Annotated in this window: 10 protein-coding genes; 1 reads left to right on the top strand and 9 read right to left on the bottom strand. The window is 33.4% G+C overall.

Annotation, left to right across the window (positions count from 1 at the left end):
- Window positions 1–5 precede the first annotated feature (5 nt).
- Complete coding sequence (locus H9629_RS07745; RefSeq protein ID WP_191730844.1) at window positions 6–2,192, top strand: polysaccharide biosynthesis tyrosine autokinase; 2,187 nt, start codon at window positions 6–8, stop codon at window positions 2,190–2,192.
- A 438-nt stretch (window positions 2,193–2,630) separates the two neighbouring features.
- Here H9629_RS07745 and H9629_RS07740 read toward each other — a convergent pair whose 3' ends face one another.
- From H9629_RS07740 to H9629_RS07700, 9 genes are all read right to left on the bottom strand, one after another.
- Window positions 2,631–3,260 (bottom strand): sugar transferase, encoded by a 630-nt coding sequence (locus H9629_RS07740; protein ID WP_318245699.1) that lies wholly within the window; start codon window positions 3,258–3,260, stop codon window positions 2,631–2,633.
- Window positions 3,261–4,366: 1,106 nt separating this feature from the next.
- Window positions 4,367–5,323 (bottom strand): GNAT family N-acetyltransferase, encoded by a 957-nt coding sequence (locus H9629_RS07735; RefSeq protein ID WP_225215746.1) that lies wholly within the window; start codon window positions 5,321–5,323, stop codon window positions 4,367–4,369.
- 93 nt (window positions 5,324–5,416) lie between these two features.
- The gene (locus tag H9629_RS07730) at window positions 5,417–6,565 is read right to left on the bottom strand and encodes a glycosyltransferase family 4 protein (RefSeq protein ID WP_191730842.1); all 1,149 of its coding nucleotides are present in this window, start codon (window positions 6,563–6,565) and stop codon (window positions 5,417–5,419) included.
- The gene (locus tag H9629_RS07725; RefSeq protein ID WP_064096892.1) at window positions 6,565–7,431 is read right to left on the bottom strand and encodes a glycosyltransferase family 2 protein; all 867 of its coding nucleotides are present in this window, start codon (window positions 7,429–7,431) and stop codon (window positions 6,565–6,567) included. Before H9629_RS07725 ends, H9629_RS07730 begins: the two co-directional genes overlap by 1 nt.
- 2 nt (window positions 7,432–7,433) lie before the next feature.
- The gene (locus H9629_RS07720; RefSeq protein WP_064096891.1) at window positions 7,434–8,576 is read right to left on the bottom strand and encodes an O-antigen ligase family protein; all 1,143 of its coding nucleotides are present in this window, start codon (window positions 8,574–8,576) and stop codon (window positions 7,434–7,436) included.
- A 150-nt stretch (window positions 8,577–8,726) separates the two neighbouring features.
- Window positions 8,727–9,614 (bottom strand): glycosyltransferase family 2 protein, encoded by an 888-nt coding sequence (locus tag H9629_RS07715; protein ID WP_191730841.1) that lies wholly within the window; start codon window positions 9,612–9,614, stop codon window positions 8,727–8,729.
- 13 nt (window positions 9,615–9,627) lie between these two features.
- Window positions 9,628–10,872 (bottom strand): O-antigen translocase, encoded by a 1,245-nt coding sequence (locus H9629_RS07710; protein WP_191730840.1) that lies wholly within the window; start codon window positions 10,870–10,872, stop codon window positions 9,628–9,630.
- Window positions 10,873–11,988 (bottom strand): DegT/DnrJ/EryC1/StrS family aminotransferase, encoded by a 1,116-nt coding sequence (locus H9629_RS07705; RefSeq protein ID WP_191730839.1) that lies wholly within the window; start codon window positions 11,986–11,988, stop codon window positions 10,873–10,875.
- Window positions 11,989–12,050: 62 nt separating this feature from the next.
- Window positions 12,051–13,142, bottom strand: a complete 1,092-nt coding sequence (locus H9629_RS07700; RefSeq protein ID WP_144723892.1) for an acyltransferase family protein — start codon at window positions 13,140–13,142, stop codon at window positions 12,051–12,053.
- Window position 13,143 lies beyond the last annotated feature (1 nt).

Genomic DNA, 13,143 nt, shown 5'->3' with positions numbered 1-13,143 from the left:
AGATTATGAGCCAAAATAGCAATACTGAAGATACGATAGACTTAAAAGAATTATTTTTTTCACTCATTGCCCAGTGGAAGCTGATTGCGCTGTGTGTCATCTTAAGCGTGATCTGCGCATTGCTATATTTAAGAGTCACTCCGGACACCTATTCAGTCGATGCACTGGTACAGGTCGAAGAGAATAAAGGGGCTTCTGCTGCCTTATTAGGTGATCTATCCAATATGATAGAGCAAAAGCAGCCGGCTCAGGCAGAAATAGAACTGCTGAAATCGCGTCTGGTGCTGGGTTCGGCCATTAAAGCCTTAAACCTAGATCTACGCATCGCTGGCACTGAAAACAGCTTTACCGACCGCTTGTTATCACCGCATGACTATCAGACCGAATACAGCAAAACATCTGTTTTGTTTAAGGACAATGGTAAATCCTTTGATATCCGTCAGTTTGAAGTGCCGGCTTATTTCCATGACAAAAATTTACGTCTAGACTTTCAGCAAGGTAAATACACTTTAACTGATCCGGCCACAGAACAGGTGGTATTCTCTGCGCCATTAAACCAGCGCAGTCAATTACAGTCCGAACGTGGTGAATGGAAAGTTGCCATTTATAGCCAGGACCAGTTCAAGGCACCTTATCTTGTACGCAAGCAATCTCTGCCCGCTGCCGTAAAATCAATTCTCGCCAATTACTCGGTTGCAGAAAAAGGCAAAATGACCGGTGTATTAGGCCTGAATTATCAGGGCACGGATAAACAGCATATTACTGAGGTTCTCAATGCCATTCTGGCTGCCTATAGCCAGCAAAATATTGAACGTCGTTCTGCAGAAACGGCTCAAACACTTAAGTTTCTGGATGAACAGTTACCTGAATTGCGCCAGCAACTGGATGTAGCTGAGCGAGAATTCAATACTTTCCGTCAGCAATTCAACACGGTCGATGTCACCAAAGAGTCAGAACTGTATCTGACCCAAAGTATTAGCCTGGAAACCCAAAAAGCTCAGCTGGAACAGCAAGTCGCTGAGGCTTCTGCCAAATACACCAATGAACATCCGGTGATGCAGCAGATGAATGCACAACTGGCTGCCATTAACAAAAGAATTAACGAGCTGGAAGGTACTTTAAAGCAATTGCCCGACCTGCAACGCCGATACTTGCAACTCTTCCGTGAAGTTGAAGTGAAACAGCAACTCTATACTGCCCTGCTAAACTCTTATCAGCAGCTACGAATTGCCAAAGCTGGTGAAATTGGTAATGTACGTGTAGTCGATACTGCTGTTGAACCATTAGAACCAATCAAACCGAAAAAACTGCAAATCCTGATTTTATCCATCTTCTTGGGCGGGTTCTTGGGAACCTTGCTGGCACTGCTACGCAACATGCTACGTTCAGGCATTAAGGATTCCAGTCAAATTGAAAATGAACTAGATTTGCCGGTATATGCGACGGTACCTCGCTCACCTGCACAAAATGGCTATATCAAGCTGGCCAAGAAGAAAAAATATATTCCTATTCTGGCAGTTAAAAACAGTGATGATATTGCGATTGAGAGTTTGCGTAGTATGCGTACTGCCATTCACTTTGCCTTAAGCAATGCACGGAACAATATTGTGATGATTTCTGGGCCTGCACCAGAAGTGGGTAAATCTTTTATCTCGACCAACCTGGCTGCAATTTTGGCACAAAGCCAGAAACGTGTGCTTTTAATTGATGCAGACTTACGTCGCGGTTATATCCATAAATACTTTAATCAAAATCATCAGCCTGGTTTAGCCGAGTATTTAAATAAACAGGCTACTTTAAATGAAGTGATCAAAGCCACAGATATTCCAGGATTAGATCTATTGACTCGGGGTAAAAGCCCGGTGAATCCCTCGGAGTTACTCAGTACCCCATTATTTGGGGAAATGCTGACTCAGTTATCCAGTCAATATGATCATATCCTGATTGATACTTCACCTATTCTTGCAGTGACTGACGGAATAATCATCTCGCAATATGCAGGTGTAAATTTATTGATTGCACGTTATGCACAAACTCAGATGAAAGAGCTGGAATTAACAGTCAATCGCTTTGAACAGGCTGGAGTTAAGGTGAATGGTGTGATCTTGAACGATATCCAGCGCTCCAGTGCAGGTTATGGCTATGGTTATAATTATGCTTATTCCTATAAGGCTTCAAAAAATGAAGACTAGGTCTTTGACCTAGATATCCTGCTTCAAACAGATTCAGAATCATTCAATTTAAATCTGTTTGAAGCTTTTTATATTTATCTGAATAACAAATATTATTATAATCAAGCCTGTATTCAGTAATCAGAACGCTACTGAACAAGATAGTTTAAGCAAATTAAGCTGAATAGATTATCTAACTCTGCACTGTAAATCTAAATTACTGACTCAATATGCAGACATTCTAAAAATAAAATATCAGTCATGACCTTTTTTAAAGATTTTTATTGTTTGTCCAGCAGCCACAAATTAAAAGTTTCCAAGCTGGATAAAACAAGCTCTTTTTAAAAAAATACAGGATTAAAAACAAATAGTGAAATTCATTCTCTCTAGTACGTAATCATTTCTGACTAGAAAATAGCTTCCTAAACCCGCAATAACTGAAGCAATTTCTTAATCATATTATTTTACCTCTTTGGTATATAAAGGAGTTTCAGGTATATTTTTCCCTGAAAATCTTGCAGCACCAACTTCCTGATCAGGAGCATTAATTCCCTCCTGACTCAACATCACTTTAGCTGTTTTAAACATGATTTTAAAATCAAGCCACACGTTACACTGTTCAACATATTTTACGTCAAATGCAAATTTTTCTTCCCAAGACAAATTATTACGTCCACTTACCTGAGCAAGTCCTGTCATACCTGGCTTTACTTCATGACGTCTCATTTGTTCATCAGTATAATATTCAAGAAACTCTTTCATTTGAGGCCGGGGTCCGACAATACTCATATCTCCTTTTAGCACATTAATGAGCTGCGGCATTTCATCTAAACTGCTAGAACGTAACCTTTGTCCAAATGGAGTAATACGGAATTTATCTGGTAAAGGATTACCCTCTTTATCTACAGCATTCCGCATAGACCGAAATTTAATCATTTTAAATAATTGACCATTTTTACCCGGTCTTTCCTGATAAAAGAAAACAGGTGACCCTAAATTTTTCCGCACCTTATAAGCTATTATAATAAAAACAGGAAATAATATGAGCAAAGCTAGGCAGGCAATCACTATATCAATCAATCTTTTCAAGATATCCTGCTTGTATTTAAGTATATCAGCAACAGAATAAGCATATACCTGAGGCATTAAAGAATTTTTTAAAATTAAATTATTTTTATGCATAAAATTCCTGAATGGCTTTTTATCCACTTTATTAAGTTGATCTTTCTTTAAAGAAAACTGTATTATTTTATTTTTATAATGCCCCTCATTCATCGAATGTTCTTTTAAAAAAATATTATTTTTTTCATTAAATAAAGGCTTATATATTAAAATAGTACTTTCTTCATTTCTTTTAATATTCTTTTTTTCTTTTTCTATTATCATTAATAAACACCTCGATATGTCTATTTTTCAGAATCATAGCAAGGATATTTAATTTTAAAAATAAATTATGTTTTAACCAGCTAACAAGCAATCAAATGAAATCAAAATAACCTGATATTAATATTTTTTTTATTATTACTTTAAATCTAAGTAGTATTAGTGAAATTTTATTTGATAATGAAATTAAATTTTTATAGAATTTCCAATTAAATTAGCCACTTATAAAATTATATCCAACCAGTGCAATCTTCCAGATATTTACAACAAAGAAAGAAAATTATTGTTAATTAACAAAAATATCAATTACAAAATACAACACAGCTCACACTAAAAAAAATGTGACAAAATGTGATCTAATTTGCCATTTTGTGACCAAATACACAGATTTACTTATAAGCGGATCAAATTCTTAACTTCTGGAAGCTCATTCAAAAAACATAAAATAGACACAAGTTTTTGAAATTATTATAAATAAATGAATTATATGTTTTTAAAGCTGAAGCCATTGTGATAAACAGGTCATTTTCAGCATAGACGGATATATTTAACTTAATTTTTTATACATTATCTGTATCGCTTTATTGTCCTTAAAATACTGGATATTCTTGTACCATTCAGGCAAGGACAGATGGCCTGTGGCAAGGTTGTATACAATGAAAGTAAATATTACATTAAGATAGTAGTCCATGATTACACAGATTAAATTTGCAATCTAATCTCTGCCCTATTTGTCATTCATTCTTGGGTAGTCGAAGCAAGTGGGAGTACAAGTAAATAGGACATAGGCTGGCTTAGCCAAGCGCCGAGTTTTATAAATCTATACTATAATAATCATGCACAATCGCACGAGCACCAAATCGTTCTTTTTGATAGATTAAACCCTTATTCAAAAATTTTCCTTCATTCTCGTTAGAAGTACCAAAATCAAATATTTTAGCAAATTTTTTACTATTATTTATCAAGAAATCAATCAGATAGTCTAGAACCTTTTCTTCCCGACCCTTATCATTACTGGCCAAATACTGGGTATGTACCACTCTATCAGTTTCAAAAGTGATTGCTGCTGCCACAATATGGCCATCAATACAGCACTTATAAGCTTTTATATTATTAGGGAATCTACTTTTTAATAAGTCTATTTCAATTTCATTATGTACAGGTTGCTGATTATGATGCTGAAGTAACACCTCACGCAGAACCCCCCAAACTATACTGGGCTGATCTACTTCTTCACAACTAACCCCGTTTTTTTTAAGCTTCTCAATTGATCTTCTTTTGCTTGCGGAATATGAATATTCTTCCTCTAAATAAATAGAAGTACTAATATCTCTACGATAAAGATGTGCATGATTTATAAATAAAGCATATAAGTCTTCTTGTGCCGGATAATTATGATAAATTACCGGGATACATTTATATATAATTTTTTTAATATTTCTGTCTTTTAAAAAAATCTTTAATTGATTGAATAACTCAATCATATCAACAGCATGTATTCCTCTATTAATTAAAAACCCACCAAAGGTTAGACCTTGATGACTATAAAAAATATTATCTTTAATATTGCCAGGCAACAATGCCATGATTTTACCTTTATCATTTTTAAATATTAAAGAGAAATCTTCAAAGCGATCAGAATGATATTCCATAAAATCCCGATTAAATATAAAATGATAATTTTTACATGTTAATAAAAATTCATTCCATCCGTTCTTATCAGAATCTTCATATTTTTTTATTTGAAAGCTTATATCTTCGATCACCATAATCTCCTATATCATATTATAAATCTTTATTATTTTTAAAATTATGTATAGCTAAAATTTAATTTTTATAATTAAAAAAATATTTTTTAAGAGCTAAATCATTTCTAATATTTGTAACAACCGATGATTAATATGATCAGCATTAAAATTCTTTTTGGCATACAAAAATCCTTGATATCCCATTTTATTTACCTGTTCCGGATGCTCTATAAAATAAATCATTTTGTTTACTAATGCCCTTATATCCCATTTTGGAATTAGAAAACCCGTAACTTCATTTACTACAGTCTGATTGCAGCCTGGTACATCAGTAGTAATTACAGGCCTTCCTATTGCCATTGCTTCTTGAGTACTGCGAGGTACGCCTTCTCGATAATAGGAAGGTAATACAAAAACTGCACTCTGACGTATTTGTTGATCTACATCCTGTACAAAGCCAGCGTATTCTATAATTCCTGTTTCTATCAATTGATCTAATTGTGCCTGTTTCAGACCCGTGGGGTTTTCAGGATCTAGCCCCCCTATAATTTTAAATGTTATATCGGGATATTTTTGCTTCACTATTTTAGCAGCTTCTAAATATTCAAATATACCCTTCTCAGCAATGAGCCTGGCAATAAAGATAAAAGATAATTTTTTTTGATCATCCCATTTCGTATAAGCATAATCATGCAAATTAAGACCAATTGGTCCCAGGACTTGAATTGCATTTCTTTTATGGGGAAGGTTATAACGATGGACTAGATCTTTGGGGTCTTCGCGATTAAGAAAAATAATTTTGTCTAGATATGGAAATGCCAGCCGATATAGAGAAATTTGTACAAAGCGTATGAATTGGGCTTTCAGACTGAGCCCATGTTTATGAATGGTAAAAGGCGAACCCAATCCTTCAATCATGCCATAGATATAAGGAACCTTGGTTCTGTAAGCAGCCAAAGTTGCATAAATAACCGGTTTAGTTGAATATGAAAATACAATATCAGGTTGAATTTCTTTTATTTTTTTAATCAGCTGATAGGTTGAACCCAGATCAGCCAATGGGTTTAATCCACCACGACTAAGTTTATAGGTAACCAGCGTAACTCCTAAACTTTGTATTTTTTCCAACCATTCACTGGTGTATTCAGACACAAAAGCATAAACATGATAATTCTGTGCTAAACAGGACAAAATGAAATCTTTGCGGAAGCCATAAAGATTAGAAGCTGTTGTTCCAATGATAATAATTTTTTTAGAGACCATTATTTTATACGCTCTATGAGTTCTAATTGTGATATATAAAAGTTTTTATCCTCATCAGAAACAGCGGTTATCCTACGACTATGTAAAATCTTCATTAACTTCAAAAAATCTAATGTTTTTACAATAATTTTTTTTATCTCAAATTTTAAAAGAATCCTATTTTTCTCGCGATCAGCGATTATATTATTATAATATTTTTTGATTACTTCAATCTGGGTATTATAACCACGGATCATTTTCTCTTTTTTTACATTTTCTACTTCTCGATAAAAATACAAGGGTTCTTGCATCACCACATAATTAAAATCATTTTTTATAGCTGCTGAGAGCCATAATTCATAATCTTCAGCTAGGCAGTTATTTTCCTGATAAGGATTTCTTTGACACCAAGCCTTACGTGCAAGAAGTGAAGGATGTAATAAATTTGTCAAGCCTTGCAAAATTTCTTTTGGCTGCATCTGGTGGGTAGAAAAAATTCTTTTTCCTAGAATTTCATTTTTATTTCCAATGGAATATAAGCTGGTAACAACCAAATCAATCTCTGGATTTTCATTTAGGACTTTAATCTGTTTTTCAAGCCGGTCTACAGCCATTAAATCATCAGCATCCATACGCGCAATAATGTCATATTTTGCTTCACTAATAATCTGATTTAAGCGATAGGGTAATCTTCTATTATAACCATCAGAAATGATACGGATTCGAGGATCGAGAAATGATCGGGCTATTTCTAAAGATCGGTCTGTCGAACCATCATCTACCAGTATGAGTTCCCAGTCTTGAAAAGTTTGGGCAAGGACAGATTTAATCGCATCTTCCAAGAATTTTTCAGCATTAAAAAATGGAATTCCGATAGAAATATACATATTTATTCATCCTTATTATTATTTGAAAATAATAAAAAAGCCGCCAATAAAAACCAAAAAATAATTGTTCTTGCGCTATAAGTGGTGAACCCATATAACATTGGCCCTAATAATATCATCTTGTTGGAAAGCGATAGTTTCTTGAATATTTGATATAAAAATATTAAAAATAAGGATATTCCTATAATCCCATAATAAAATAAGATACCTAACCAAGTTGAGTGAATTTCATTTCCTGTAGGGTTATATAACCAGTGGGCGCCTTGCCCAGCACCAAAAATCAAATATTGAGGATAATCTAAAAAACTAAAAAGACCACGTCCTTCTACCTGACTGTCTCGTTGATCTAACCCTTCCATAAAGCGTAGTGCAATACTATCAAAGACCCCCAAGTTATATAAAAAGTAGCTTAAGCTTCCAAAAAGTACTAATGTTCCAATGAATACAAATATTCTTTTATTCAGGTCCCCTTTTTGACTAAATATAAGTCCCAGAGTTAACATTAAAAAACCAATTGAAGCAGATCGTGACATGGTCAATAAAATCAAGAATAAGGCTAAAAAATAGACAGTTATTTTTTTAAAGCCGTTTCCTGAAATATATAGGTAAATTGCACAGCTACTCAGCACCCAAAATGCCATCTGGTTAGGATCATTAAAAAGACCATTGTATCGAGGTTCAAAATCATAACGACCTAAGTTGCTTGCCCAGATAATAATTTCAACAATATAGGAAAAAGGGATCAGGAATAATAATTTTTCATAGAAAAAATTAATCTGAACTTGATTTAAATTCATCATTAATAGAAAAAACAATAAATTAAATATCCAGTAAACAGTCGACATCATATAACTTGAATCGAGAACAATTAAATACCAAGCAAAATTCACACAAATTGCATAAGCAACAAATAATAAAATTATATTTGAATATTCAATATTTATTTTAGAGCTTTTGCTAAATAGTAATAAAATAGCACCCATAATAAAAATATGGCTGAATTGGGGAACTCCACTTGACCAAAAATAAAACTGAGATAAAAAAAATGAAAATAGTATAAGATATATAATTGATTTATCTCTTATATTAGTATCACTTAAAAAAATAATGTTATTTTTTGAATTAGTTTCATTTAAAATAATCATTATCTATTCCTTTTTTATTGTCCTTTACTTAGCAGAAAAGCAAAAGAACCGATTAATATTTATATTATTAATTTAATTATTTTCTTATTTAAGATATTTTAAAATTATGTTTTCTAACAAAATTAATAATATTTATCAAACTTATTTATATTAAAAATCTTTTTTAATCAATAACCAGTAAAAAAACCTGAAAAAATCATATGTTAAAATTTCAGATGGATATTCTCTCAAAATACTGAGCATTTTTTCTAATGATTGCTTTTTGGAAAACAACCCCAATTCAAATGCATTTATCCATAAAGCTCTTTTTTTTGCTTTATTAAATAGAATATGATTTTGGTAGTCATTTAAAATCATCATTCTCGAATCATGCATAAGTGACGTCTGTTTATGCATATTATTATCATGTAGCCTGTATTTAGCAAAAATAACAGGAAGATAACATAACTCCCCTTCCTGTGCTAAAAGCAGCCACATATACCAATCTTCGATTTTTACCTTAGCATCATAACCGCCAATTTTTTTCAAAGCTTTAGATCGGATCAGTTGGGTCGTAGCTGGCAAATCATGTTCTAATAATAAAATTTTTTCAAAATTATAACTTTGTCTTTTTTTTACCCTGTTTTTAACAAGCTTAGAATCATTATCAATAACTGCCACTCCTCCAAATACTGCGATACAATTTTTGTTCTGGTTTAAAAATTCGGATTGTATTTTTATTTTATCTTTTAAGATTATATCATCTGAAGCCAGAGAAGAAAAATATTCTCCCTGTGTCCATTCTAATGCTTCATTCAAGGTTGCACTCAAGCCCTGATTGGGTCGATATCTAAACTCAAATCGGGTAAATCGTTTTTCACAGAGCGGAATCAGTTCTTGGATTTTTTCTACGGAAGAATCTGTAGATCCATCATCAATGACAATTAACTCAATATTCTGATACGACTGGTCAATGACACTCCGGATACTGTCACACACAAATCTCTCATGATTATAACTTGGTATAATGATAGAAATTAAAGGGTATTCAATTTTCATATTATATCTCTTTTTATTTTAATGGCTTAAATATAAATAAACTGATAACTATCCAATACATCCCGTAATTTACCAGGTAAGCAATCGAAACACCTTCAAATCCAAAAACCTGGGTACATACATAAGTCAAAACCAGAAGGGACACAGTAAATATAATTTCTGTAGAAATATACAGTTTGGTCATGGCTTTGCTTAACATTAAATAAGCAAGTATCCAGCTCCCTATTTTTAATGCATCGCCCATCATTTGCCAAAAGAACAGGCTTTGCATGGGTGCGAAAGATGGACTGAACAATACGTTGATAATCCAATCGCGTAGCACAAAAACGATGATTCCACCTGCCACAGCCAGTGGAAACAGGAACTTGTAGCCTAAATAGATTTCTTTCTTAATTTCATCAAGCATCTTGAGTTCTGATAAACGCGGTAAGTAATAGACTCCTAATATTGTTGTAACCAGCATCAAGTATACGGTACTTAGACGGATCATCGCTTCCCAGTATCCTGCATATGCCAGACCAAACTCCCGGCTTAAATAGGCGCGAATCAGCATTTGTGATAAAGGCACACAGATGGCACTCACCAATGCCATCCAGACAAAAGAACTAAATTTTTTAGTAATTTCGAGGTCTATTTTTCCAAACAGAGATGAAAATTTAAACCACTTCGCTCGATAACACAGAAATAAAGTCACTATAAATGCAATAGACTGATAAATAGATAATGCAATCAAGGCACCATATAGATGTAATTTTATAGCCAAAATACTGGTAATAATAAGCGCGAATAAACTGCCTGCAATATTGGCAATGACCAGTTTTAATATTTCTTTTTTGCCATTTAGTATTGCTAAAAACAATGTATTAAAATTAAAAAACACTAAAAACACTGCGAACCATACGAAAACATTTTGATATTCAAGAGTATGAAATATATATAGTGACAGCTGACTTTGGAAAATTAAAATTAATATTGCAAAAATCAGGCTGAATAGGAAAACAAGACTGCCTGCCGTTTTCCAGATTGCACGTTGTCTGTTTTGGTCTTCATGATACTCGGCCGTATATTTAATGACGGCAGTATTAATTGCGCTACCCGCAAAAGTGGTCACCATTTGAATAAAATTTTGAAATTGTCCTAAAGCGGCATATCCAGTCGGTCCCAGATATACAGCCAGAATTTTATTCAGTACAAACAGGGTTAGGGTCTTAATCAACACCGCCACACCATTGAGTACGCTGGTCGTAAGTAAATTCATCTATATTTGAAAACCATTACATAACTGAACAATCTGCTTTGCTTCATCTACAGATAAAGTAGGCCCGATCGGCAAGCTCAAGACCTCGGCATGAATTTGTTCTGAAATTGGTAAACTTAAGTCATTCCACTCTTTATAAGCTTGTTGTTTATGCGGTGGAATCGGATAATGAATCAGTGTCTGTACCCCATGGTCTGCCAGATATTTTTGTAATTCTTCCCGATGTCTGGTTCGAATGACAAACAAATGCCAAACATGCTGGGTATAAGTTTCCGTGTCTATAATTATGAGTGGAAGCTCAATGGCCGGATTTTGAATTCCTTTTAAATAGAGATCTGCAATCTGGCGGCGATGCTGGTTCTCCCGGTCCAAAAATTTCAGTTTTATATTTAGAATTGCAGCCTGGATTTCATCAAGGCGACTATTTACTCCAGGTACCAGATTTTTATATTTTTCATGTGAACCATAATTACGTATAGCCTTTAGCATATCGGCTAACTCGGCATCGTTGGTGGTAATCGCGCCTCCGTCTCCTAATGCACCCAAGTTTTTACCCGGATAAAAACTAAAGCCTGAGGCATCTCCCCAATTTCCTGCTTTTTTACCCCCTATTTCAGCACCGTGAGCTTGGGCTGAATCCTCTAAAACCAGTAAATGGTATTTCTTGGCAATACTCATAATTTCTGGCATTGCAGCAAGCTGTCCATATAAATGAACTGGTAAAATTGCCTTGGTTCGGTCTGTAATGGCTGCTTCAATTTTTTTAGTATCAATATTAAAAGTATGAATATCCGGTTCGACCAGCACCGGTTTTAAATTATTTTGTGAAATCGCGAGAATACTTGCGATATAGGTATTTGAAGGCACAATGACTTCATCTGCCTCATGAAGTTTTCCCAATTCCTTCCATGCACGTAGGGTCAGAATAAGTGCATCCAGTCCATTTGCCACTCCGACGGCATACTGTGTACCACAATAGTTTGCAAAATTTCGTTCAAATTCTTCTAATTCTTTGCCACATATATACCAGCCTGAATCAATGACCTGCGTACAAGCAGTGATAAGTTTTTCACGGTATTGCGCGTTTATTGCTTTTAGATCAAGAAAAGGAATCATTCTTATCAATCTCACATCATTTTTTATTTATTTTTTAATTTCAATTCTATTAAAATTAAAGTTTATTTATTTAGTTCATAACTCTTAGATTTAAAACCTGGTTCTAATAAAAATTGTTTCATTTTCCTATTGAGAGGTTTTTCGATATATTTATACATTAAAAAACTAGCGATCAAGGTGATTATAAAAATAATTCCTGAAAACAGCATTAAATCTATATCGAATGACAGTAGCTTTTTTATATAATTTAAAACTTGAATTTCTAAAACATGAAGCAGATAAAAAGAAAAACTAATTTCACCCGCTAGTACCATATATTTACTTGATAAAAATCTAGTAATAATGCTCTTTTCCTTTGCAACATGAGATAATGCAAAAACAAGGATAATAGCTGCCATCGGTAGCCAGTAGTAAATAGAATACCTGTAACTTATATTGATATCATCATGAAATACAAAGAATAGAACAAAAAGCAAAATTGCTGCAATTTCAATAACGAAAACAGATCGGTTTATTTTAGAGTAACTTAATTTTATTTTTTCAAAAATATCAAACAGGACCATGCCCAGTAAAAAATCAGAAAAACGCACAAATGGTGAGATATATAGCCAATAGTGATTCTGATTTTTATCCAGCTGAAAATTTAATAGTAAAATACCTATAAAATACAAAATAAAAATATAGCCTCTTAATTTTTCAGACATTAAAAGTGCAAAGGGAAAAAGTAAGTAAAAGAACATTTCATCAGAAATACTCCAGGAAGGAGAATTTAATGAAAAATGAATATTTTCTTCCAGAAAAAAGCTTTGCATCAGAAAAATATGCTGAAACAGGTATTCCCACCCTTGTCCATACTGGATAAAGGTTAATAGAAGCACAATCACCGTAGTTGCAATATGTACCGGATATACCCGTGCTAAGCGAGAAATATAAAACTCTTTTTTTGAAATACTTCCAGTGAGAAATTTTTCTCTATAGTTATAGGCTAAAATAAATCCGCTTAATATAAAGAAGAAACTGACACCTAAAAATCCTTCATTAAAAATATTATTAAAAACATCTGCATAATATGTGTCATTTTTAAGAAAAGCCAAATGACTCAGAAAAACAAATAGTGCAAAAAACATACGCAACGATGTAAGCGGCTTAATCATC

Source organism: Acinetobacter pecorum (assembly GCF_014837015.1).
Lineage (GTDB): Bacteria > Pseudomonadota > Gammaproteobacteria > Pseudomonadales > Moraxellaceae > Acinetobacter > Acinetobacter pecorum.
Note: the sequence above shows the minus strand (reverse complement) of the source record. Positions and strands in the feature narration are given on the sequence as shown.